We start from the raw sequence: 23,702 nt of genomic DNA, 5'->3' as shown, positions 1-23,702 counted from the left end.
GACGGACCGACGCGGCCGCTCAGCCGGCGGGGGAGAGCGTCGCCACGATGGGGCGATGGTCGCTGCCCGCGTCGTCGTACTGCTGCAGCGTGCGGAAGTCGTCGACCTTCCAGTTCGGTGTCGCGAGCACGTGGTCGATCGGACTGCCGAGCAGCACCGGCAGGTTGGTGGGCCACGTGCCGAGCGCGGCGGCATGGGCGTCGTCGGCGGCATCCGAGCACCGCCCGAGATCGCCGCCGGAGAGCCCGCGACCGGCGAAGTGATCGACGGTCGCGTTGAAGTCTCCCGCCATGATCACGTCCTCGCCGGCGCATTGCTCGGCGAGCCAGTCGAGGTCGCTGCGCCAGTTCCGCAGTTCCCAGCGGATCGGGGCGACGGCATGGACGGCCACGATGCGAGGGCCCACGCCGTCGATCGGGTCGGCGACGACGGTGGGCAGGGTGTTCGTGTTCCCGGGCGGCCCGGGCGCCTCCAGCGAGACGACTTCGTAGTCGCCGAGGTCGGGGCTGATGAGGATGGTCGTCGATCGCGCCTTGGAGATCAGGTCGAACGCCTGGGTGTGCACCCACATCGGGCTGCCGCCCTCGCGCATCGCGATCGCCACCTCTTCGCCGATCGGGTCGGTCGTCTCGGGCAGCACGACGACGTCGGCACCCTCGTCGAGTGCGATCCCCGCGATCACCGAGGCGTCGGGAACCTCGCCGAGGGTGTTCCACGAGAGCACCGTGATCGACTCGGCCGGCGCCTCGTCCGAGGCATCCGCTGCCCCGATGCCCCGCGCCGTGAGCACTGCGACGTTGCCCACCGCGAAGAGCCCGAGCACGACCGCCATCGCGATGCCGAAGCGTCGAGCGGGCCTCGCGATCGCGAGCAGCAGGAACAACCCCGCCGCGATCGCCCCGCACACGGCGGCGACGCCCCGCAACGCCACGATGTGCGCCGCGATCCACTGGTTCTGCAGGCCGAAGCCCTGCGGCCAGACGAGCACGACGGCCACGATGAGGATGCCGAGCACGACGGCCCAACCGAGGATGCGGGGGAGCATTCCATCAACCCTAGGCGAGTCCGCGGTGCTTCGACGGCGAGGTCGCCCCCGATCAGCTGGGAGTCGCCGGAGAGGATGCCGCGACTAGCATGAAGGGATGTCCGGAGCCCCTGATGCCGTCGGCGAAGCCGACCTGCACACGCACTCGACGGTCTCCGACGGAACGGAATCCCCGACGCGGCTGATGGAGCAGGCCGCCGCGGCCGGGCTCTGGGGCATCGCGCTCACCGATCACGATTCGACGAGCGGATGGGCCGAGGCCGCCGCCGCCGTGAACGAGACGGGCGTCGCCCTCATCCGCGGCATGGAGCTCTCGACACGATCGGGCTTCATGAGCGTCCACATGCTCGCGTACCTCGTCGACCCACTCGATGAGGGGCTCCTCGCCGAGACGGCGCGCATCCGCGAGTCGCGGCTCAGTCGCGCGGAGGAGATCGTCCGCCGCATCGGCCGTGACTACGCGCTCGATTGGGACGACGTGCTCGCCCAGACCGCCGAGGGCACCACCATCGGACGCCCGCACATCGCCGACGCGCTCGTCGCTCGCGGTCACGTGGCCACGCGATCCGCGGCGTTCGAGGGCATCCTGCATCCTCGCGCCGGCTACGCGCACCCGCACTACGCGCCCGACCCGCTCACCGGCGTACGGCTCATCCGCGCCGCCGGCGGCGTGCCCGTGCTCGCCCACCCAGGCACACGGGGCGCGGAGCGTGTGATGGGCGAGGACACCCTCGCCCGCCTCGTCGACGCCGGGCTCTTCGGGCTCGAGATCGACCACCCCGAGAACCGCCCCGACGCCAAGCGGCGACTGCGAGAGCTCGCGACCCGCTACAAGCTCGAGGTGACGGGGTCGAGCGACTACCATGGCGCCGGAAAGCCGAATCGCCTCGGCGAGCTCCGCACGTCGGCCGGGGTCGTCGAGCGGATCATCGCCGAGGCGAGCGGTGCAGAGCCGCTGATTCCCTGAAGCGAGCGGATGCCGCGAGCTCAGGCCTGCGGGGTCGGCCCGCCCGTGCGGGGTCCGCGACGGCGGCGTCGACGCTGCGGCGCGGAATTGCCGTCGTGGTGCTCCGGGCCCTTGCCATCGTGCGTGCCGGTGCCCGGTTCCCGCGCGGCGGGGGCGTCGGTCGTGGTGGTGTTGTCGCCGGCCTGTTCGGCAGACTCGCCACCACGAGTGCGACGACGCGAGCGAGTGGAGCGGGGCGCGCGCTCTGCGTCGGCGTCACCTTCGGTACGGACTGCGGTGCTCGAACGCGGCGCTGAGCCGTTCTCGGTGCGGCCGGCGGTGCTCGACCGCGGGGCGGCCGAGGCGGGCTTCAAGCGGCCCTTCGTTCCCTGGGGGATGTCGAGGTCGTCGTAGAGGTGCGGGCTCGACGAGTAGGTCTCGGTCGGCTCGGGCTGGCCGAACTCGAGGGCTCGGTTGATGAGCGCCCACTTGTGCAGGTCGTCCCAGTCGACGAACGTCACGGCGATGCCGGTCTTGCCGGCCCGACCGGTGCGGCCCACGCGGTGCAGGTACGCCTTGTCGTCGTCGGGGATGGTGTGGTTGATGACGTGCGTCACGTCATCGACGTCGATGCCGCGCGCCGCGACATCCGTGGCGATCAGCACGTCTTTCTTGCCCGCCTTGAACGCGGCCATGGCACGCTCGCGCTGATCTTGATTCAGGTCGCCGTGCACCGCCGCGGCGTTGAAGCCGCGATCGTTCAGCTCTTCGACGAGCTTGGCGGCTGCGCGCTTCGTGCGGGTGAAGATCACGGTCTTGCCGCGACCCTCGGCCTGCAGGATGCGCGAGATGACCTCTTCTTTGTCGAGCGAGTGGGCGCGGTAGACGAGGTGCTTGATGTTCGCCTGCGTGAGCCCCTCGTCGGGATCGGTCGCGCGGATGTGGATGGGGCGCACCATGAAGCGACGCGCGAGGGCGACGATCGGTCCGGGCATGGTGGCCGAGAACAGCATCGTGTGGCGAGTGGGGGGCGTCTGCGCCATGAGCTTCTCGATGTCGGCGAGGAAGCCGAGGTCGAGCATCTTGTCGGCCTCGTCGAGCACCATCTCGCTCACGTTCTTGAGGGAGAGGAGTCGCTGCGAGGCGAGGTCGAGGAGGCGGCCGGGCGTGCCGACGACGATCTGCGCGCCGGCCTTGAGCTGCTCGATCTGACCTTCGTAGGCCTTGCCGCCGTAGATCGAGACGATCTTCGTGGGCCGGTTCGACGTGGCGATCTCGAGGTCTTCGGTGACCTGCACGCAGAGCTCACGGGTCGGCACGACGACGAGCACCTTGACGCCGCCCTCGGGGTCGTCGCCGATGCGCTGGATGATGGGAAGCCCGAAGCCGAACGTCTTGCCGGTGCCGGTCTTCGCCTGGCCGATGATGTCCTGCCCGGCGAGGGCGAGGGGGATGGTCTGTTCCTGGATGGGGAAGGCATCGATGATGCCCTTCCCGGCGAGGGCGTCGACGATGTCGGACGCGACGCCGAGGTCTGCGAAAGTAGTCAATATTCTGCCTGTCGAAGTTGCTGGATGAGGGTGCGCCTCGTCTCAACTCCAGGCGCACGGCCGCGGATCCACCGCCCGCGTGCACGCCAAGCCTATCCGAGACTCCCTGTGAGCCTCGGATAGGCTGTCTCCGTGGTGACCTGGGGCAAGCGACGCAGTGTGCGTCAAGAGACGCCTCGCTTGCGTCCGCGCGTTTCACCGACCGATCTGGCGCGGGTCGACTTCACCGAACTCGTGCCCGATCCGGTGCCGTTCCTCGGGCAGGCGGCGTACATCCAGCTCGAGTTCTTCGAGAGCCTCGCGAAGGCCGTCGCGACCGCGCCGACCCTCCCGGCGAAAGAGGGGCTGAGTGCCGCCGCGGGCGTGGCGCTGCGCAAGCACCATGCGCTCATCGCCGAATTGCGGCTGCTCGGTGTCGAACCCGACGACGTGATGGCACCGTTCGCGCCGGCGACCGATCGGTTCCGCCAGGCCAGCGCCGGTGCCGACTGGTACGAGCTGCTGCTCGGCATCCATGTCACGTCCGGCATGCTCGACGGATACTTCTCACGACTCTCGGCGGGGCTGCCCGTCGAGCTCGGAGCCCGCGTGCGTTCGATCCTCCATGAGGGCGGATCCGCGATCGTGCTCGAGACCGAGCTCCGCTCCGCGATCGAGGCTCAGTCCGGACTCGCCGATCGGCTGGCCCTGTGGGGGAGGAGCCTCGTGGGCGACACCCTGCTCATCGCACGTTCGGCGCTTCGGGCATCCGACTCGGCCGATCGCTGGAGTGCTCAGGTCGAGCCCGTCTTCACCGAGCTCATCGCCGATCACACCAGGCGCATGGACGCACTCGGGCTCACGGCCTGATCGAGCTCGACGGCGGCACGTGACCGCGCGATCGTGTGTCCGGTCGTCAGACGCGTCGAGCGTGATCGACGTCAGCGCGTGCGACTCCGGGTCGCGCCAAGCGCTCGAAGAGCGCGGTGTCGGCGCGATCGCGACGGGGTCCGATCAGGAACGCGATGGCGCCGGCCACCAGACCTGCGGCGACGAGCGAGACCACCCAGATCCACCCGCCGTCCCACGCCCAGCCGAGCCAGGTCAGCGCGACCCACACGACACCCGCGACGGCAGTGCCGATCGCGGGAACGAGAGCCACGCCGCGCGTGTGCCGCTGCGGAAGCGCGTAGTGGGCCGCGAGGCCGAGGATCGCGCCGCCGAGCGTGACGAAGAGGAGCTCCATCGTCAGGCGACGAAGCCGATGCGACGCGACTCCTCTGAGCCGATCTCGACATAGGCGAGGGCCGAGGCCGGTACGACGTAGACGGCACCCTTCGAGTCGGAGAGCTTCAAGTGCGGGGCCTGCCCTGAGAGTGCGGCGGCGACGGCCTGCTCGACCTCTGCGGCTGATTGCGAGGTCTCGAATCCGAGTTCACGAGGGGAGTTCTGAATGCCGATACGAACGTCCACGGTGCACCTTTCTGCTTTGCGCCAACACTACGACACCGGCCGCGCCGGCCCGTTCGCGTTCACTGTCGGCGGAACCGGTTACGGTTGCGGCATGCAGGCCCCCGCGTCATCCGTCGACACCTCGCTCGGGCTCGCCGAGGGCGAGCACGCGGCGGTCTTCGGGGCGCCCGGCAGCGGCAAGACGACCCTCGCCGTCGAACTCGTCGCCGATCGAGTCGAGCGACTCGGGTACGCCCCCGAAGAGGTGCTCGTCGTCTCGGCCACGCGCGCTTCGGCGACGTCGCTGCGCGACGCGCTCGCGGTGCGGCTCGGCATCACGACGCGCGGGCCGCTCGCGCGCACGGCGAACTCGATCGCCTTCCAGCTCGTGCGCGCCTACACGGGCGCGCCGGTCACGCTCCTCACCGGTGCCGAGCACGACCAGATCATCGGCGAACTGCTCGAGGGCGGCATCCGCGACGGCTTCGGGCCCGAGTGGCCCGATTCGCTCGGCCCAGAGGTGCGCGTGCTCCGCGGCTTCCGCACCGAGCTCCGAGACCTCCTCATGCGCGTCGTCGAGCATGGGGTCGACGCTCACGGGCTCGCCGAGCTCGGCGCTCGAGCCGAGCGGCCCGAGTGGCGTGCTGCCGCGCAATTTCTCGCCGAATACGCCGACGTGAAAGAGCAGTTGCGCCCCTCGCAGTTCGACTCGTCGGAGCTCGCGGCCTACGCCGCCGCGATCGTGCACCGCAGCCTCGACGAGCCCGCGGCATCCGCGGCGCTCGGCACGCTGGCGCAATTGCGGCTGCTCGTCGTCGACGACGCGCAAGAGGCCACAGAGACCACCGCGGCACTGCTCGGCGCATTCGCTGCGCGCGGGGTCGCGGTCGTGGCGTTCGGCGACCCCGACGTCGCGAGCAACGGGTTCCGCGGCGGCCGCGCCGAACTGCTCGGCTCGCTCGGCGCGGTGCTCGGCAGCCGGGCCGTGCGACGCATCGCGCTCGACGCCGTGCACCGGGGCAGGCACGAGCTTCGCGCCGTCGTGAGCTCGGCGACAGCCCACATCGGCACCGCGCTCGGTGGAGCCCACCGCACGGCCACCCTCGTCGCAGACTCCGCAGCCGGGGGAGGAGCTCGAGAGGAGGCCGGCGACGTCGACGGCCGCGACGAGCTCGCCGCCGTCCTCGGCATCGAGGCGCCGTCGCACGCGGCGGAGTGCCAGGCGGTCGCCGCCGTGCTCCGCGAGCGCCACCTGCTCGACGGCGTCCCGTGGTCGGAGATGGCCGTCGTGTTGCGCTCGGGGGGCGACGTGCCGGCGTTCGAGCGCGGCCTCGCGCTCGCCGACGTGCCGACGGCGGGCAGCGCGGCGCGCACCGCCCTGCGCGACGCGCCCGCCGCTGCCGCGCTGCTCGCCGCGGCCTCCCTCGCCCTCGGTCGCGAGCCGCTCACCCCCGAGCTCGCCGTCGCGGTGCTCACCGGCCCGCTGGGCCGGCTCGACGGAGTTGGCATGCGCCGGCTCCGTCTCGCGCTCCGCCACGAGGAGCTCGCCGGCGGCGGCGACCGCACGGGCGATGAACTGCTCGTCGAGGCTCTCGCCGCACCCGGCGGATTCGAGACAATCGATGCCGCCCCGGCGAGGCGCGCAGGGCGACTCGCCAAGCTCCTCGCGGCAGCCCGAGGCGTGGCCGAGAGCGGCGGCACCGTCGAGGAGCTGCTCTGGGCACTGTGGAACGGCAGCGGGCTCGCCACCGAGTGGGCTGCGCAGGCGGCCGGCACGGGCGTGCTCGCCGAAGAGGCGAACCGCGCACTCGACGCCGCCGTCGCGCTCTTCGCAGCCGCCCAGCGATTCGTCGAGCGCGAGCCCGAGGCGCCGGCCTCCCGCTTCGTCGACGAGGTGCTCGCGAGCGAACTGCCCGAAGACTCGCTCGCACCGAAGCGCAGCGCCGAGACGGTGCTCGTCACCACGCCGCCCGCACTCATCGGGCGGGAGTTCGAGATCGTCGTGATCGCCGGGCTGCAAGAGGGCGTCTGGCCGAACCTGCGGCCGCGCGGCACGCTGCTGCACGCGGCGCTCCTGCCCCGCGTCGTCGCGGCGGCTCGCGCGGGTGCGCCGCTGCCGGCACCCGAGTCGGTCGCCGAGGCGCGGGCGTCCGTGCGCGGCGACGAGCTGCGGCTCTTCGCCCTCGCGGCGTCGAGGGCCACCCGCCAGCTCATGCTCAGCTGCACGGCCAACGACGACGAGCAGCCGTCGATGCTCATGGGATACGCCACGCAGCGCATCGCGGGTTCGCGCCGTCGTCCGCTCCACCTCCGCGGGCTCGTCGGCGCCTTGCGTCACGAGGCGGCTGCCTCCCCGTCGGGGGAGGCGCCGGCCGCGCTCGCGCTGCTCGCCGAGGAGGGCGTGCCCGGCGCGAACCCCGACGACTGGTACGGGCTCCGGCCCCTCTCGTCGACCGCCCCGCTCGTCGACCTCGACGGCGACCCCGAGGCGCTCGTGCCCGTGTCGCCGTCGCAGATCGACCGGGCCGAGGAATCACCGCTCGGCTGGTTCATCGACCACGTCGCGTCGCCGCCGTCGGGCCTCGCCGCCTCGATCGGCACGATCGTGCACGCGGTCGTCGAAGAGGCGGGTGCCCGCGACGACGGCGACACGAGCATCGAGACGCTCTGGGCAGCCGTCGAGCTTCGGTGGCGCGAGCTCCACTTCGAGGCGGGGTGGGTGGCCGAGCGCGAGCGCCGCGGGGCGCGACGCATGGCCGAAGGGGCATCCGACTACCTCACGAACTTCGCCGACGACGACAAGGTGCTGCTCGGCGCCGAGGGCCGGTTCACGCTCATCGTCGATCGCGTGCGCATCACGGGCACGATCGATCGCGTCGAGGCGTCGCCCGACGGCACGACCGTGATCGTCGACCTGAAGACGGGCCGCACGCCGCCCACTGCCGAACAGACCGCGGCGCACCCGCAGCTCGCCGCGTACCAGCTCGCGGCTCGCGCGGGCGAGGTGCCGCACGCCGGCACCCAGGGCGGGGCGAAGCTCGTGTACCTCGCCAGGCCGACGCGGGGCGTGGGCTACACCGAACGCGCCCAGCAGCCGTTCGACGACGACGCCGAAGCCGCATTCCGCGAACGGCTCGCCGCGGTCGCGCGCACGATGGCCGGCGCCGAGTTCGAAGGGCCGGCCGAACTCGGCTTCCGCTCGCGGTTCGGCGCGTGGCAGTACCGCGTGCACCTCGTGCCGGCGGTGTCGGCGTGAGCGCGGGGCTCAGCGCCATCGAGATCGCCGCGCGCCTCGGCCTGCACGAGCCGACCCCCGAACAACGCGCGGTCATCGAGGCCGACCCTCGCCGGCAGAGCATCGTCGTGGCGGGCGCCGGCAGCGGCAAGACCGAGACCATGGCGAATCGCGTCGTGTGGCTGCTCGCGAACGGCCACGTCGACGTGCCCGAGGTGCTCGGCCTCACCTTCACTCGCAAGGCCGCGGGCGAGCTCGCCGAGCGAGTGCGCGAGCGCGTGGCGCAACTCGTGGCCGAGGGCATCGCCGATGTCTCGCTCGACCCGCTCGAGTCCGCCTCGGTCGGTACCTACAACGCGTTCGCGAGCGCCATCTACCGCGAGCACGCGATGCTCATCGGGCGCGAGCCCGACGCCGCCGTGCTCGGCGAGGCATCCGCGTGGCAACTCGCCCGAACCGTCGTCGCCGCATCCGATGACCCGCGGCTCGTGGAACTCGACGCCTCGCTCGACCGGGTCACGGGCGCCGTGCTGGCGCTCAGCCGCGCACTCGCCGAGAACGTCGCCGACAGTCGCGACGTGCGGGCGATGACCCGTGATTTCCTCGCGATGGAAGGGCTGCCCATCGAGGCGCCCCGCAAGCGCACGCCCTTCGCGTCGTTCACCGACGCGCTCGGCGTCGTCGGCGCGCTGCCGCCGCTCCTCGAGCTCGCCGACGCCTACGCTGCGGCCAAGCAGATGCGGGGCTACGTCGAGTTCTCCGACCAGGTCTCGCTCGCCCTCGAGATCTGCACGAGGAATCCCGAGGTCGTCGCCGCCCATCGCGAGCGCTACCGCACCGTCCTCCTCGACGAGTATCAGGACACGAGCGTCGTGCAGACGAAGCTGCTCGCGACGCTCTTCGCCGAGCAGCCGGTGATGGCCGTGGGCGACCCCGACCAGTCGATCTACGGATGGCGCGGCGCGAGTGCCGCGAACCTCGCGCGATTCGGCGGCGACTTCGCCACCGACGGAGCCGCGGCGGTCTTCGACCTGTCGACGAGCTGGCGCAACCCGAGGGTCGTGCTCGACGCGGCGAACGCCCTCATCGCGCCGCTCGACGCCGGCATCCCGAAGGCGCCGCTCACCGCGTCGCCCTTCGCGGGCCCGGGTCGTCTCGAGTTCGAGTGGGCGGAGACGATCGAGCTCGAGGCCGATCGCGTCGCGCGCTGGTTCGCACAGCGCCTCACGCGGCGTGGCGACGGCTCGGCACGCAGCGGGGCGCTGCTCTGCCGCACGTTCGCGAACGTCGGCGTGTTCGCGGCCGCACTCCGGGAGCACGGGGTGCCCGTGCACGTGCTCGGCATGGCGGGCCTGCTCGACCAGCCCGTGATCGCCGACCTCGTGTGCGTGCTGCGGGTGCTGCACGATCCGTCGGCGGGGTCGGAGCTGGTTCGCGTGCTCGGCGGCGCGCGGTGGCGAATCGGGGCGGCCGACCTGGCGGCGCTGCACGGCCTCGCGAAGTGGCTCGCCGATCGCGACTTCGCCGCTCGCCGCCTCGGCGACGATGTGCGCGCGGGCCTTCGCGCCTCGATCGCGCCCGATGAGTCGCCCTCGATCGTCGACGCCCTCGACTACCTCCTCACCGCGCCCGACAGCCATTCGGCCCTCAAGGGCTTCAGCGAGACCGGGCTCGCCCGCATGCGACGCGCTGGTGCGCAACTGCAATCGTTGCGGCGGCGCGCGGGGCTCGGCCTCGTCGACTTCGTCAGCCTCGTGCAGCAAGAGCTGCTCCTCGACATCGAGGTCGCCGCGAACGCCGCACAGCCGCTCGGGAAGCCGAGTCTCGAGGCGTTCGAAGAGCTGCTCGCGGGATTCGTCGACGTCTCGGAGCACCCGACTCTCGGCTCGTTCCTCGGGTGGCTCACCGAAGCCGAGCAGCGCGACCGGCTCGCACCGCGACACGACGAACCCGAGCCGGGCGCCGTACAGGTGCTCTCCATCCACGGGTCGAAGGGACTCGAGTGGGACGTGGTGGCGATCCCGCGCATGGTCGAAGACGAACTGCCGTCGAAGCCGAGGTCGGCGAAGGGCTGGCTCGCATTCGGCGAGCTGCCGAACGACTTCAAGGGCGACCGAGACGAACTGCCCGAACTGCAGTGGCGCGGCGTGCAGAGCCAGGCCGAGTTCGACGAGGCGGTCACGGCCTTCGCCGCCGAGAACCGCGAGCGGCACGCCGCTGAAGAGCGACGTCTCGCCTACGTCGCTCTCACGCGCGCTCGCGCCGACCTCCTGCTCACCGGGTCGTGGTGGTCGACGCAGAAGGCGCCGCGACAGCCGAGCCCCTTCATCCGCGAACTCGTGCACGCCGGCGTCATCGAGGCGAGTCGGCTCCCCACGGCGCCCGAGGCCGACGAGAATCCGCGCGGCGACCTCGTCGAGCGTGAACGCTGGCCGCTCGATCCGCTCGGCGCGCGGCGATCGGCGGTCGAGGCCGCTGCGCGCGCCGTGCGATCCGCGGCCGAGGGTCCGAGCGGCGCGGGCATCGGTCCGCGCCTCGCCGAGCAGATCCGGCTGCTCCTCGAGGAGCGGCGCCGTCGCGCCGACGGCCCCGGCACCCCCGACATCCCGGCCCGCGTACCTGCGTCGAGATTCAAGGACTACGTCGACGACCCGGCCGCCGTCGCCGCCCAGCTCCGGCGCCCGATGCCGCAGCGGCCCTTCCGAGCCACCCGCATCGGCACGCTCTTCCACGAGTGGGTCGAGCATCGATCCACCGGCGAGGGCGAGGCTGCGGCGATCGATGCGCTCGACGACCTCGGTATCGGAGCCGTCGCCGGTGCCGGAGCACCTGGCGGGCCAGGCGACTCACGCGACTCCGGCCTGTACGTTGCGGATGCCGCCCCCGAGCGCCTCCGCGCCCTGCAGGCCACGTTCGCGGCATCCGAGTGGGGCACCCGCAAGCCCATCGCCGTCGAGCTCGAGCTGCACCTGCCGATCGGCGGCAACGTCTTCGTCTGCAAGCTCGATGCCGTCTACGAGGTCGAGCCGGGCAGCGAGCTCGCGGCACGCGGCATCCGATACCAGCTCGTCGACTGGAAGACGGGCAAGGCGCCGCGAGACGCCCGCGATCTCGAGCTGAAGCAGACCCAGCTCGCGCTCTACCGTCTCGCCTACGCGAGCTGGGCGGGCGTCGCGCCCGAGATCGTCGACGCGGTCTTCTATTTCGTCGAAGACGACCGCGTCATCCGCCCCGAGCAGCTCTACGACGAAGCGGCGTTGCGGCGTGCGTGGGCGTCAGTCTCGGCGTCGGAGTCGACGGCGTCGGCCTGACCCGGGCGAGTGGGCGGGTTCGCGTCGCCCCAGTCGCTCAGGTCGAGCGGGATCGGGGCGGTGGCATCCATCGGCGGGGTGTCGCGCTCACCGGCGTCGCGGCGCTCGAGTTCCGAGAAGTCGTAGCTGTCGGTGAGCATGCTCGAACTGCCCTCGCGCGGCACATGGTCGCGCGGCGTCTCGTCGAGCAGCCGCTCCACGTCGCCGACGGTGAGGATCGGGCCGGTCTCGGGCGACAGCGGCTCGCTTGAGTGGTCATGCACGCTCTCGACGAGACCGTCGAGCAGCCCGACCGCGTCGTCGACGATCGACTCGTCGTGAACCTCGACCCCGTGCAGCAGCCACTTCGCGAGCTCGAGCTCGCCGTAGAGCAGGGCCCGTTGCGGCAGGTGCGCGTCGGCGCCACCCTCGCGAGCGGCGATGTACGCCTCGAGCGCGCGCTCGGCGGCGGCGCCTCGCGACGTGAGCAACCAGTGCAGGTCGATCGCCGGGTCGCCGAGCGCGAGCGCTGACCAGCCGATGATGCCGGTCACCGTCTCGCCGTCGACGAGGATCGAGTCGGCGCTCAGCGCGCCGTTGACGACCGTCGGGCGGAATCGCCAGAGCGCCTCGTCATCGGTGGCCTCCTCCCAGCGGCGAAGGATCGCGGCGGGCAGGCGACCGGTGTCGGCGGTGCGGCCGATGAGCTCGACGACCGCATCGTGCGACTCCTCGGCGGTCTGCCGCGGCAACCCGGCGTCGGCGACGAAGCCGCTCGGCAAGGCGTGCACGGCGGCGATCGCGAGGCCCACGGATGCCGCGAGCCGCTCGTGCGCGGTGAGCTCGTCGGCCGACTGCACCGAACCGGGCAGGTACTCGGTGACGATCGCACGGGTGCCGTCGATCGGTGCCTGCCCGACGTAGGTCGGCACGGCGAACGGGAGGCGCGCGCGGATTCCCGGCGTCAACGCACGAAGCGCCACGAGGTCGGCCGATTGCTCGGACTCCGCGGCTTGTGAACGTGGGACACGGATGAGCAGGTGCTGCTCGTCGAGGGCGGTGAGCTCCACCGCATCGAACGCACCATGGCTGCGGCGCGTGTGCGGCCGAGCGGCGTTCACCTCGAGACCGGGCACCGCCGCCGTGGCCAACGCGGCTAAGGTGAGAGGGGGTCTGGCCATGGCACTCAGCTTAAGCAGGCATCGCCGCGCGCCGAGCGACCGCCACGCCTTCCGGCCGACTCCGACCGAGCAGCGAGAGGTGGTCCGTGACCGTTTCCACGTCCCCGCCACTGGCCCGCGCGCCGATCGATCGTGATGGCAGGACCCGCGCCGACCCCGACTTCGAGGCGCGATTCGATGCCGATCCGGCCTCCCGCGTCGTGGCAGTGCGGCTCGGGCGGGCGCTTCTCGCCGAGCGCATCGAGGGTTCGGCCCCGGCGCTGGAGCTCCGGCATCCGAGTGAACTTCCCGAGCCGACGCTGCGCTGCTACCTCGGCCGCGCCGATGACGTCATGTTCGAGGTGCGGGTGTTCGACGAGGCTGCCGCGGCCCTGATCGAACCCGAAGAGGCACGCTGGTCGGGCCTCCGGCAGGCCGTGCCCGTGCTCGGCGGCCGCGATGCCGCGCTCATCACCGAGGCGGTGGCGATGGCGACGTGGCACGAGGGGCACGCGCACTGCCCGCGATGCGGCGCGACGACCGTACCGGTGCAGGCGGGCTGGTCGCGACGCTGCGAGAACGAGGGCAACCTGCTGTTCCCGCGCACCGACCCCGCGGTCATCGTGCTCGTCGTCGATGACGACGATCGCGTGCTCCTCGGGTCGAACGCACTCTGGGAACAGCACCGCTTCTCGCTGCTCGCCGGCTTTGTCGAACCCGGAGAGTCGCTCGAAGCCGCGGTCGTGCGTGAGATCGGCGAGGAGGCCGGCGTGCTCGTCGACCGCGTCGAATACGTCGCGTCGCAGCCCTGGCCGTTCCCGGCGAGCCTCATGCTCGGCTTCACCGCGCGAGTCGCCGATGGAACTCCCGCTGCGTCGGCGATGGCCGACGGCGAGGAGATCATCGAACTCCGCTGGTTCAGTCGCGACGAGCTCGTCGCCTCGCTCGGCGAGATCGCCCTTCCCGGCGAGACGTCGATCGCCCGGTGGCTGCTCGAGCGGTGGTTCGGCGGCCCGATCGACGAGGGCCTGCCGTGGTCGACGCGATGACCGCGCCATCCGACCCGTTGCTCGACGCCCTCGACGATGAACAGCGCGTCGCGGCCGAGGCGTTGCTCGGTCCAGTGTGCGTGCTCGCCGGTGCCGGCACCGGCAAGACCCGAGCCATCACGCACCGCATCGCGTACGGCGTGTCGTCGGGCGCCTACGACCCCGCCCGGGTCATGGCGCTCACGTTCACGTCGCGAGCGGCCGCCGAACTCCGCGCGCGCTTGCGTGCGCTCGGCGCGGGTGCCGTGCAGGCGCGCACGTTCCACGCCGCGGCGCTCGCCCAGATGAATCACTTCTGGCCGCTCGTCGTCGGCGGGCAGGCGCCGCGCGTGCTCGAGTACAAGGGGCGGTTGCTCGGCCAGGCGGCCGAGAAGCTGCGACTCAGGGTCGACGTGCCGACGTTGCGGGATGTCGCCGCTGAGATCGAATGGCGCAAGGTGGCTGCCCTCGGCCCCGACGCCTACGAGGCGCGCCTCGCCACTCGCGGTGCGCCGGGAGCCCTGAGCGCCGAGCAGTTCCTCGCGCTCGTGCAGGCGTACGAAGACCTGAAGGACGAGCGGCGCATGCTCGACTTCGAAGACGTGCTGCTCGCGACGGCCGGCATGATCGAGTCCGAGGCATCCGTCGCCATGCACGTGCGGGAGAGCTACCGGCACTTCGTCGTCGACGAGTACCAGGACGTCTCGCCGGCCCAGCAGCAATTGCTCGAGCTCTGGCTCGGCGGCCGGCGCGACCTGTGCGTCGTCGGCGACGCGAGCCAGACGATCTACTCGTTCGCGGGGGCGAGCTCGCAATACCTGCTCGACTTCGAGCGTCGATTCGACGATGCGATCGTCGTTCGGCTCGAACGCAACTACCGATCGACGCGCCAGATCGTCGGCGTCGCCAACCGCTTGATGCGCGGCCGGGCGGGCGCCCTCCGGCTCGAGGCCGTCGCCGACCGGCCGAGTGGAGGCGAATCGGATGCCGCGCCGATCGCCCCGCTCGCCGAGCCCATGGTCACCGCCTACGCCGACGAGCTCACCGAGGCCCGAGGCGTCGCCACTCGCATCCGTTCGCGCATCGACGCGGGCACCCCACCCGAGTCCATCGCGGTGCTCATGCGCGTGAACTCCCAATCGGCGATTCTCGAGCGAGCACTCGAAGAGGTGGGCGTCGGCTCGCGGGTGCGCGGCGCGTCGCGGTTCTTCGACCAGCCCGAGGTTCGGGAGGCGGTGCACGCATTGCGCGCGGCGGCGCTCACGATCGCGGGCGAGCCCCTGTTCAAGTCGGTGAGCGACGTGCTCCGCTCGATGGGGTGGACGGTGCAGCCGCCCGACGGACCGGGTGCCGTGCGAGCCCGATGGGAGTCCCTCAACGCGATCGCGCGACTCGTCGACGACGCCCCGGCGGGCACGACGTTCCGTGCGTTCGCCGATGAGCTCCGCGCTCGCGCCGAGGCGCAGCACGAGCCGACCGTGTCGGCCGTCACCCTGGCGACCCTGCACTCGGCGAAAGGCCTCGAGTGGGACGACGTCTTCATCGTCGGCCTCACCGAGGGCATGCTGCCGATCGCCTACGCGAAGGGGTTCGACGCCATCGACGAGGAGCGCCGCCTGCTCTACGTCGGGATCACGCGGGCACGGCGCCGGCTCGAACTGAGCTGGCCGCGCCAGAGCGGAACGCATCGAGGGGAACGGGAGCCGTCGCGTTTCCTCCAGGAGCTCGGCAACCGCACGCGGGGTGCGGGGGATGCTGCTGGTGCCGCGGCTCGTCGCCGGGCCTCGGCAGGGTGATCGACGCGGCAGCGAGATCGGTGGTGCCTCGCGAGATGCGATCGTCGATGACCGACGCCGCGAGCGCCGCAGCATCGTGGGCGACACGAGCGGTGAGGCCCGCCGCCGCTCGCCCGGCGAGCTGTGCGCCGATCACCGGCCAGGCAGCGTCGGCGTCGCGCCGCGAGAGGTCGAGGCAGCGCATGCACGGCCCGCTGCCCGGTTCGACGAGCGGGCCTACTCGCGCGCCCGACTCGTCGAAGACGAGGGCGAGGTGCGGCACGTCGCTGCGAAGCCAGGGCAGGTAGCGCGGCGGCGGGATCACCCAGGCGGCCGCGATCACCACGAGGTCGACGTGCTCTGGGTCGGCCTCGTCGACCGGCGTCACGTCGTGGCCGAGCGCCGTGAGGCTCGACTCGAGGAGCTGCGCCACGAGGCCGTCGGCATCGACCGCGATCACGGCCCGATGCGATCGGTCGACGGATGCCGCGTCATCCGCTGCGGCCTCTGGTTCGAATATGGGGGCGAGCACGTCGAGCAGCCGGGCGATGTCGGCGGCTGAGCCGCCGAGGCCGGCTCCCATCGTCTGGAGCGTCGAGAGGCGTGCGCCGTGGCGGAGGGCCGCGATCAGGCCGGTCTCGAGCTCGCCAGGATCGCGCAGCACGACTCGGGGCGCCAGCGCACCGAATTGCAGTTCGTTGGGTGAGCGCCACACGAGCGGGAGGGCCGGGTCGATGCGGGGGACCATGCGGAGAGCTTGCCCCAAGTGCCTCGGAGGCGGCGGCATCCGTCCACAGGGCCCCGTGACGCGGCGGCGTTCGCCGCTTAGGGAGCCGGCTCCTCGCCGTCTTCGCCGGGGGCCGCGGGGGTCTCGCCGCGCAGCAACTGCTCGAGTGCCTGGTCGAATTCGTCGTCGGCTTCGGTGCGGGAATCGGCGCCCGTGAGTCGAGCGACGAGGGCGCTCGGGTCGTCGAGGTCGGCGGCCGTCGGCAGCAGGTCGGGATGCGACCAGAGCGCATCGCGCGCGTCGACGCCGACGGCGTCGGTGACGGCACGCCACATCGCGGTCGCCTCGCGCAACCGCCGCGGCCGCAACTCGAGTCCGACGAGTGTTGCGAACGCGGATTCGGCCGGGCCGCCCGACGCTCGCCGGCGGCGGATCGACTCGGCGATCGCGTCGGACTTCGGCAGTCGCTCGGTGGCAGCGGCCGTGGCCGCGTCGACCCAGCCCTCGACGAGGGCGAGCATGGTCTCGAGCCGGGCGAGCGCCGCCTGCTGGGCCTCGCTCTTCGGGCGGATCAGTGCGCCGTTCACGACGGCGTTGCGCAGCTCTTCGGGGTTCGAAGGATCGAAGCCCTCGGCGAGCTCTTCGAGCCGATCGGTGTCGATGTCGATGCCGCGTGCGAACGCGGTGATCGCGGTGATGAGGTGCAGGCGCAGCCATCTCGCGTGCCGGAAGAGTCGCGCATGCGCGAGCTCGCGCACCGCGAGGTAGAGCTCGACCTGGTCGTTGGGGATATCGAGTCCCTCGCCGAACACGGCGGCATTCTGCGGCAGGATCGCGGCGTGACCGTCTTCGAGCAGGGGAATGCCGATGTCGCCGCCCGAGACGACCTCGGTGGCGAGCTGGCCGACCACCTGGCCGAGCTGCATCGCGAAGAGCGCGCCGCCGATGCCCCGCATCATCCGGCTCGCGCCCTGGATCATCGATTGCAGCTCTTCGGGAGCCTGCTCGCTCATGACTCTCGTGAGGGAGTCGGAGATGCTGAGGGCGACGGGTTCGGCCAGTTGCGACCAGATCGCGATCGTCGCGGCCACCCACGCGCGTCGCGTGAGCAGTTCGGGGGTGCCGGCCAGCGCCGAGAACGAGACCGCCTCATCGAGCCAGAGCGAGGCCACCTGGAACGCCTGGTCGAGTCGGGCGCGCTCCTGGTCGGTGACCTGAAGCTGGCCGGATGCTGCTCGCTCCTCGCCCTGGCGTTGCGCGATGCTCCAGTCGATGCCATCGCCGGCCTGGTTCATCGCCTGCTGCAACTGACCGAACAGCGCAGCAATGCTCGCCGGATCGCTCGGCAGGCCGGCTGCCCCCGCGAGCCGCGACGGATCGATGCCGCCCGCGCCCGAGAGCAGCTCGCGGAGCATCTCCCGGAACTCGTCTTCGGGGTTCAGGTCGCCAGGCTCATCGTCTCGATCGGCCACTGCAGCCACCTCCCAGTCGCGTCTCGTCAACCGTAACGCGAGCGCATGGCCCGATGTCTGGGAAATGGCCTAGGCTGGCGTTCCGGGTGTCCGCCCTTCGCGAACAGCGCCGGGCCACGGGCCCGCACACCGGCGACGACACCCCGGAAGGAACGAACACGGATGGCCCTCTTCGCCGACGAGCCGTCACCGCATGCTCCGTCGTCGGCACGGTACGAGCGCCGCCCGTTGCGCGAGCGCATCGGCTGGGCGTCGCTCACGATCGCCACGGCCGTCGCGGTGGTGTTCGCGCTGCTGCCGACGCCCTACGTCATCGAACGCCCCGGGCCGGTCTATGACACGCTCGGCACCGCAGACCGCGACGGTGAGGCGGTGCCGCTCATCGAGATCCCCGACGAGCGCACCTATCCGACCGACGGCGAGCTCAACCTGCTCACGGTCTCGGTGATCGGACTCCCGGGTCAGACTCCGAACTGGCTCGAGGTGCTCGCCGCGTGGATGGATCGCACCCGCTCGGTCGTGCCGGTGGAGACGGTCTTCCCGGCCGGCGTGAGCAATGAGGATCGCGACGCCCAGAACGAGGCGGCGATGGTCGACTCGCAGCAAGACGCCATCGCCGCGGCGCTCGTCGAACTCGGCTACGACTTCCCTCGAGACGTGACCGTCGCGGGGCTGCTCGACGACTCGCCCGCCGACGGCGCCATCGCCGAGGGCGACGTGATCGTCTCGGTGAACGGCCAGGCCGTGCATTCGGTCGATGAGCTGCGCGGGGCGGTGCAGGAGAACGGGACGGATGCCGCGGCGTCGCTCGTGATCGTCCGCGACGGCGTCGAGCAGGCCGTCGAGGTCACCCCCGTCGACCGAGGTGGCACGAGCGTGATCGGCGTCGGGGTGCGAATGCGCTACGAGTTCCCGATCGACGTCGAACTCCAGCTCGACAACGTCGGCGGACCGAGCGCCGGAATGATGTTCGCGCTCGGCGTCGTCGACAAGCTCACTCCCGGCGCGATGACGGGCGGCGAGAACGTGGCGGGAACCGGCACGATCGACTCCGCGGGCGAGGTCGGGCCCATCGGCGGCATCCGCCAGAAGCTCTGGGGCGCCTCGGATGCCGGTGCCGACTGGTTCCTCGCACCAGAGGCGAATTGCGGCGAAGTGGTCGGGCACGTGCCCGACGGCCTCGAGGTCTTCGCCGTCTCGACCCTCGAAGAGGCCCGCACCGTGGTGGAGGATCTCGCCGACGGGGCGGTGACCGGCTCCTACCCCTCCTGCACGGCTGGCTGAACAGCCGGCTCCAAGCGAACCAACCGTAGGATGGAATCTCGATCCCATCCCGACCGAACACGAGGCCGAGAGTGTCAGCACAGTCGCAAGAACCGAGGATGCCGCGCCGCCGCGCGCCGATCGCGATCACGATCGGGGTGGTCGCAGCCCTCGTCATCGCATTCTTCGTCTTCGCCGGCCTCTACGCCGACGTCCTGTGGTTCAACCAGCTCGGCTTCCTGCCGGTGCTCACCACCGAGTGGATCTCGCGCATCGTGCTCTTCGTCGTCGGCTTCGTCGCCATGGCGCTGCCCGTGTGGGCGTCGATCCAGATCGCCTATCGCTCGCGACCGGTCTACGCGAAGCTCAATTCGCAGCTCGACCGCTACCAGGAGGTCTTCGAGCCGCTGCGTCGGCTCGCCATGTTCGGCATCCCGGTCGTGCTCGGCGTGTTCGCGGGCGTCTCGGTCTCGAGCCGGTGGGAGCTCACCCTCACCTTCCTGAACCGCACGCCGTTCGGCACCACCGATCCCCAGTTCGGCTTCGACGTGGGATTCTTCGTCTTCGAGCTGCCCTACTACCGTTCGATCGTCGGCTTCGCCTCGGCCGTGGTGCTCCTCTCGGTACTGCTCGTGATCGCCACGAACTACCTGTACGGCGCCATCCGGGTGAGCGGGCGAGAGGTCGTCATCTCGAAGTCGGCGAGAGTGCAGATCGCGATCACGGCGGGCATCTACCTGCTCCTCCAGGCCGTCAGCATCTGGTTCGACCAGTACGCGACGGTGACCGAGACCGGTGAGCTCATCACGGGCGCGGCGTACACCGACGTGAACGCCACGATCCCCGGCCGCGGCATCCTCGCGGCCATCGCCGCGGTCGTCGCGGTGCTGTTCTTCATCACGGCGGCCATCGGCCGCTGGCGCCTCCCGCTCATCGGAACGGCGCTCCTCATCGTGTCGAGCATCCTCATCGGCTCGCTCTATCCCTGGGTGGTGCAGCGCTTCCAGGTCGACCCGAGCGCCCGCACGCTCGAGGCGCCCTACATCCAGCGCAGCATCGACCTCACTCGAGATGCCTACGGTGTCTCCGACATCGAACAGATCCCCTACAAGGCGACGACCGACGCCACACCGGGCGCCTTGCGTGAAGACGCCGAGACCACGGCGAACATCCGCCTCATGGACCCGCTGCAGATCAGCGACGCCTTCGCGCAACTCGAGCAGTTCCGCCAGTACTATCAGTTCCCCGACGCCCTCGATGTCGACCGCTACGAGATCGACGGCGCGACGCAAGACACGGTCGTCGCCGTTCGCGACCTCAACCTCGCCGGCCTCGGCGATGCCCAGACCTGGTTCAACACGCACCTCGTCTACACGCACGGCTACGGCCTCGTCGCCGCGGCGGGCAACCAGCGCTCGGTCGACGGCCAGCCCGTCTTCATGCAGTCGGGCATCCCGTCGACGGGTGATCTCGGCGAATTCGAGCCGCGCGTCTACTTCGGCGAGGAGTCGCCCGACTACTCGATCGTCGGCGCTCCCGAGGGCGACGACCCGGTGGAGCTCGACTACCCCGCGGCCGGCGACGGCGGGCAGACCCAGACCACGTTCAAGGGCGACGGCGGCCCGAAGCTCGACAACGTGTTCACCAAGCTCGTCTACGCCCTGAAGTTCCAGTCGGAGCAGATCTTCCTCTCCGACGTCGTCACGAACGAGTCCCAGATCCTCTACGACCGCGACCCGATCGAGCGCGTGCAGAAGGTCGCGCCGTACCTCACGCTCGATTCCGATGCGTACCCGTCGGTCGTCGACGGGCGCATCGTCTGGATCGTCGACGGCTACACGCTCACCGACCAGTACCCGTACTCGAACAAGCAGAGCATGAGCGATGCCATCGCCGACAGCGAGGGCCTCGCGCCGACGCTCGCGTTCGACGAGGTGAACTACATCCGCAACTCGGTGAAGGCCACCGTCGACGCCTACGACGGCAAGGTCACGCTCTACGCGTGGGACGAGGAAGACCCCATCCTCCAGACGTGGCAGAAGATCTTCCCCACGACGCTCCAGCCGATGAGCGAGATGTCGGGGGAGCTCATGAGCCACGTGCGGTACCCGTCCGACCTGTTCAAGGTGCAGCGAGCGGTGCTCGGCCGTTACCACGTGACCGACGCGAGCGCGTTCTACTCGCGTGAAGACGCGTGGACCACCCCGAAGGACCCGACGGCGGGCGCCGGCAGCACGCTGCTGCAGCCGCCCTACTACCTCACGATGCAGATGCCCGGTCAAGACGACCCGTCGTACTCGCTGTACTCGTCGTTCATCCCCGAAGCGCGGGGCGAGGCGAGCCGGAACGTGCTGCGCGGGTATCTCGCCGTCGACGCCGACGCGGGCAATTCCGATGGTGAGCCCTCCGACGGCTACGGCACGCTTCGGTTGCTGACGTTGCCCGAAGACGACAACGTGCCCGGTCCCGGCCAGGTGCAGAACAAGTTCAACGGTGATCCGAGCATCTCGGCGCAGCTGAACATCCTGAAGCAGGGCCAGTCCGAGGTCATCAACGGCAACCTGCTCACGGTGCCTGTCGGCGGCGGTCTGCTGTATGTGCAACCGGTGTACGTGAAGTCCACCGGAGAGACGAGCTACCCGCTGCTGCAGAAGGTGCTCGTGGCGTTCGGCGACCACATCGCCTTCGAGGACACCCTCGACCTCGCGCTCGACGTGCTGTTCGGCGGCGAGTCCGGCGCCGAAGCGGGTGACAACGAGGTCGAGCCGGGCACCGAGCCGACGACCCCGCCTGAGGAGGGCGCTCCCACGACGCCCGAGACGCCGACCGACGAGGTACAGGCGCTTCTGAATGAGGCATCGCAGGTACTGAAGGAGAAGGATGCCGCGCTGACCGAGGGCGACTGGGCCGCCTACGGCGTGGCCGATGAGCGGCTCGCCGAGATCATCGCGAACCTGATCGAATTGACGACGGCGACGTCGACGACCACCGAGTGAGGTGAGCGGGCTGAGCGCCAGCCGAGGCCGGTGGGAAAGCCCATCGGCCTCGGCTGGCACTGTTCAGTCCAGCGGTCCGGACTCGGCAGCGCGCAAGGCCCCGCCGAGTGTTCCGCCGAGTTCGTTGCGGTAGTCGCCCGAGAGATCCCACCACATGGCGCCGCCGTATCCTTCGCTCGTGAGCCAGTCCGCCTTCGCCGTGACCGACGACGGGTCGTCGAGGCTCCACCAGTCGCCGGTCGCGGCGTCGTAGCGCCACGCGGCCCCGACCTCGGCATCGAAGAACGCGTCGCCGACGTCGCGAATCTCGAAGTACGGCTTCGTGCCGATCGATCCTGCAGCGGGCTGCCATGCCTCGGCTCCGTTCGTGACGCCGCTCCAGCCGTGTCCATAGGCCGCGAGGCCGGCGTTCAGCTGGTCGGGACGAGCGCCGGCGTTCACGTACATGCCGACCGCGCCGTCGAGGCCGAGGCCCCAGTTCTGCGTGCCGTCGGGATGCAGGTTGCCTTGGTGTCCCGTCAGGTTCGGCACCCAGCCGCCGTGGAAGTCGTAGCCCTGCACGTTGAGGAAGTCGACGGCCGTGAACAGCCGGGGATCGAGCCATCCGCCCTGCCCGGCGTTCCATCCGCCGGCGGGGGCGAAGGCCGTGAGCAGGTAGTCCTCGCCGGTCACCGCGCCGTAGGCGTCGAGCTGCGTACGGAACTCCTCCATGAGGGCGAGGAAGTTCTCGTTGTCGGCCGGGGTCGCGTTGGCCGTCTCGCCTCCCGTGACTGGCCACTCCCAATCCACGTCGATGCCGTCGAAGATGCCGGCCGCCGCGCCAGGGCCGCCCTTGCCGTCGATCACGGGCAGGTTGCCCTTCAGGTACAGATCGATGCACGACGAGACGAGGGCGGTGCGACTCTCGGGTGTCGCAGCCGCCGCCGAGAAGTTGTCGGACCAGGTCCAGCCGCCGAGCGAGATCAGCACCTTCGTCTCGGGGCTGCGCTCCTTGAGCTTGCGCAGCTGGTTGAAGTTGCCGGCGAGCGCTTGCGCCGGCTTGTCCTTCTTCCCGTCGACGGAATCGGCTGCCGAGACGAGCCGGAGGAAGTCGTTGTGCGCATCTCCCTCGCCGGCGGCGTCGAGGATATCGCAGCGGAGATCGGCCGTGACGTTGCCGAAGGCGTAGTTCACGTGCGTGATGTCGCGGATCGCGCCCGTGTCGAAGAGGTCCTCGATCTGGTAGTCGCGAGTGACGGGGGCGTCGGACATGAGATAGCCGACGCTGCGATATCCGTTGATGTCGGCCGAGCCCACGATGGGCGGCGGTTTCGACCCGCCGGGTGCGGCGAAGGCGGGGGAGGCGATCGCAGAGGCGGCGATCGCGGTGGCGGTGGCCAGCGTGATCGAGGCCCGGCGGAGCGTGCGGACGCGTGGTGGCATGGAATCCTTATCGGTCGTGTCGGGCAGGCACCCGACGAAGTGGAGCGGTCTCGGGGACAGTACCAACGAGCGAGCGAGTTGGGAAGGGTTCCTAACAAAGTGGGGGCTTCCGACAACCGATTCCGGTGCGGATGGCTGAAATCAACAGTCCGTTGTGGTGCGATGTGCGGAGTGCCGCAGGCGACCGCGGCCTCGATTCGACGGTGGCCGAGACGCATGCTAGTGTTATCTCTTGTGCCGCGGGGTGGAGCAGTTCGGTAGCTCGCTGGGCTCATAACCCAGAGGTCGTAGGTTCAAATCCTGCCCCCGCAACCGAAAGAAGATCCCGGTCTCGTTCTGAGGCCGGGATCTTCTGCATTTCC

At 70.7% G+C, this 23,702-nt stretch carries 15 protein-coding genes and 1 tRNA gene; 9 read left to right on the top strand and 7 right to left on the bottom strand.

The window, feature by feature from the left end; genetic code table 11:
• Positions 1-19: 19 nt before the first annotated feature.
• A complete protein-coding gene (locus QFZ29_RS10815) occupies positions 20-1,045 on the bottom strand; it encodes an endonuclease/exonuclease/phosphatase family protein (protein WP_306894117.1) in 1,026 nt (341 codons plus the stop codon).
• A gap of 97 nt (positions 1,046-1,142) precedes the next feature.
• Here QFZ29_RS10815 and QFZ29_RS10810 point away from each other — a divergent pair, with 97 nt between their 5' ends.
• Positions 1,143-2,012, top strand: coding sequence for a PHP domain-containing protein (locus QFZ29_RS10810; RefSeq protein WP_306894116.1), 870 nt, complete (start codon positions 1,143-1,145; stop codon positions 2,010-2,012).
• Positions 2,013-2,032: 20 nt separating this feature from the next.
• Here QFZ29_RS10810 and QFZ29_RS10805 read toward each other — a convergent pair whose 3' ends face one another.
• A complete protein-coding gene (locus tag QFZ29_RS10805; protein ID WP_306894114.1) occupies positions 2,033-3,541 on the bottom strand; it encodes a DEAD/DEAH box helicase in 1,509 nt (502 codons plus the stop codon).
• 132 nt (positions 3,542-3,673) lie between these two features.
• Here QFZ29_RS10805 and QFZ29_RS10800 point away from each other — a divergent pair, with 132 nt between their 5' ends.
• Entirely contained in the window at positions 3,674-4,390 is a 717-nt protein-coding gene (locus QFZ29_RS10800) for a ferritin-like fold-containing protein (protein ID WP_306894113.1), read from the top strand.
• Between the two features lie 46 nt (positions 4,391-4,436).
• Here the strand turns inward: QFZ29_RS10800 and QFZ29_RS10795 are convergent, their stop codons facing one another.
• Entirely contained in the window at positions 4,437-4,766 is a 330-nt protein-coding gene (locus QFZ29_RS10795; RefSeq protein ID WP_306894112.1) for a hypothetical protein, read from the bottom strand.
• A gap of 2 nt (positions 4,767-4,768) precedes the next feature.
• Positions 4,769-4,993 (bottom strand): DUF3107 domain-containing protein, encoded by a 225-nt coding sequence (locus QFZ29_RS10790; RefSeq protein ID WP_129522556.1) that lies wholly within the window; start codon positions 4,991-4,993, stop codon positions 4,769-4,771.
• Positions 4,994-5,084: 91 nt separating this feature from the next.
• Here QFZ29_RS10790 and QFZ29_RS10785 point away from each other — a divergent pair, with 91 nt between their 5' ends.
• Both QFZ29_RS10785 and QFZ29_RS10780 read left to right on the top strand, forming a co-directional pair.
• A complete protein-coding gene (locus QFZ29_RS10785; protein WP_306894111.1) occupies positions 5,085-8,228 on the top strand; it encodes a UrvD/REP family ATP-dependent DNA helicase in 3,144 nt (1,047 codons plus the stop codon).
• Positions 8,186-11,518, top strand: a complete 3,333-nt coding sequence (locus QFZ29_RS10780) for an ATP-dependent DNA helicase (protein ID WP_306894110.1) — start codon at positions 8,186-8,188, stop codon at positions 11,516-11,518. The genes QFZ29_RS10785 and QFZ29_RS10780 overlap by 43 nt, the downstream gene beginning before the upstream one ends.
• Here the strand turns inward: QFZ29_RS10780 and QFZ29_RS10775 are convergent.
• Positions 11,449-12,678 (bottom strand): phosphotransferase, encoded by a 1,230-nt coding sequence (locus QFZ29_RS10775; protein ID WP_306894109.1) that lies wholly within the window; start codon positions 12,676-12,678, stop codon positions 11,449-11,451. The two genes, QFZ29_RS10780 and QFZ29_RS10775, sit on opposite strands and share 70 nt — an antisense overlap.
• Before the next feature lie 86 nt (positions 12,679-12,764).
• On the opposite strand from QFZ29_RS10775, the gene nudC reads away from it, so the two are divergent.
• A complete protein-coding gene (gene nudC, locus QFZ29_RS10770; RefSeq protein WP_306894108.1) occupies positions 12,765-13,706 on the top strand; it encodes an NAD(+) diphosphatase in 942 nt (313 codons plus the stop codon).
• Complete coding sequence (locus QFZ29_RS10765; protein WP_306896692.1) at positions 13,703-15,481, top strand: ATP-dependent helicase; 1,779 nt, start codon at positions 13,703-13,705, stop codon at positions 15,479-15,481. Before nudC ends, QFZ29_RS10765 begins: the two co-directional genes overlap by 4 nt.
• 804 nt (positions 15,482-16,285) lie before the next feature.
• Here the strand turns inward: QFZ29_RS10765 and QFZ29_RS10760 are convergent.
• Entirely contained in the window at positions 16,286-17,659 is a 1,374-nt protein-coding gene (locus QFZ29_RS10760) for a zinc-dependent metalloprotease (protein WP_373426204.1), read from the bottom strand.
• A gap of 162 nt (positions 17,660-17,821) precedes the next feature.
• Between QFZ29_RS10760 and QFZ29_RS10755 the strand changes: the two genes are divergently transcribed.
• Positions 17,822-18,943, top strand: coding sequence for a YlbL family protein (locus QFZ29_RS10755; RefSeq protein ID WP_306894107.1), 1,122 nt, complete (start codon positions 17,822-17,824; stop codon positions 18,941-18,943).
• Between the two features lie 98 nt (positions 18,944-19,041).
• On the top strand, positions 19,042-21,918 hold the full coding sequence (locus QFZ29_RS10750; RefSeq protein WP_306894106.1) for a UPF0182 family membrane protein: 2,877 nt from the start codon (positions 19,042-19,044) through the stop codon (positions 21,916-21,918).
• A 63-nt stretch (positions 21,919-21,981) separates the two neighbouring features.
• Here the strand turns inward: QFZ29_RS10750 and QFZ29_RS10745 are convergent, their stop codons facing one another.
• Complete coding sequence (locus QFZ29_RS10745; RefSeq protein ID WP_306894105.1) at positions 21,982-23,340, bottom strand: glycoside hydrolase family 18 protein; 1,359 nt, start codon at positions 23,338-23,340, stop codon at positions 21,982-21,984.
• A gap of 238 nt (positions 23,341-23,578) precedes the next feature.
• Here QFZ29_RS10745 and QFZ29_RS10740 point away from each other — a divergent pair.
• Positions 23,579-23,652 (top strand) — tRNA-Met (locus QFZ29_RS10740).
• Positions 23,653-23,702 lie beyond the last annotated feature (50 nt).

It is taken from the genome of Agromyces albus, from assembly GCF_030815405.1.
Classification (GTDB): Bacteria; Actinomycetota; Actinomycetes; order Actinomycetales; family Microbacteriaceae; genus Agromyces; species Agromyces albus_A.
Note: the sequence above shows the minus strand (reverse complement) of the source record. Positions and strands in the feature narration are given on the sequence as shown.

Excerpts from the sequence above, each read along its gene's own strand:
- QFZ29_RS10815 (WP_306894117.1), bottom strand. The coding sequence starts at position 1,045 with ATGCTCCCCCGCATCCTCGGTTGGGCCGTCGTGCTCGGCATCCTCATC.
- QFZ29_RS10810 (WP_306894116.1), top strand. The coding sequence starts at position 1,143 with ATGTCCGGAGCCCCTGATGCCGTCGGCGAAGCCGACCTGCACACGCAC.
- QFZ29_RS10795 (WP_306894112.1), bottom strand. The coding sequence starts at position 4,766 with ATGGAGCTCCTCTTCGTCACGCTCGGCGGCGCGATCCTCGGCCTCGCG.
- QFZ29_RS10785 (WP_306894111.1), top strand. The coding sequence starts at position 5,085 with ATGCAGGCCCCCGCGTCATCCGTCGACACCTCGCTCGGGCTCGCCGAG.
- QFZ29_RS10775 (WP_306894109.1), bottom strand. The coding sequence starts at position 12,678 with ATGGCCAGACCCCCTCTCACCTTAGCCGCGTTGGCCACGGCGGCGGTG.
- QFZ29_RS10765 (WP_306896692.1), top strand. The coding sequence starts at position 13,703 with ATGACCGCGCCATCCGACCCGTTGCTCGACGCCCTCGACGATGAACAG.
- QFZ29_RS10755 (WP_306894107.1), top strand. The coding sequence starts at position 17,822 with ATGGCCCTCTTCGCCGACGAGCCGTCACCGCATGCTCCGTCGTCGGCA.
- QFZ29_RS10750 (WP_306894106.1), top strand. The coding sequence starts at position 19,042 with ATGCCGCGCCGCCGCGCGCCGATCGCGATCACGATCGGGGTGGTCGCA.
- QFZ29_RS10745 (WP_306894105.1), bottom strand. The coding sequence starts at position 23,340 with ATGCCACCACGCGTCCGCACGCTCCGCCGGGCCTCGATCACGCTGGCC.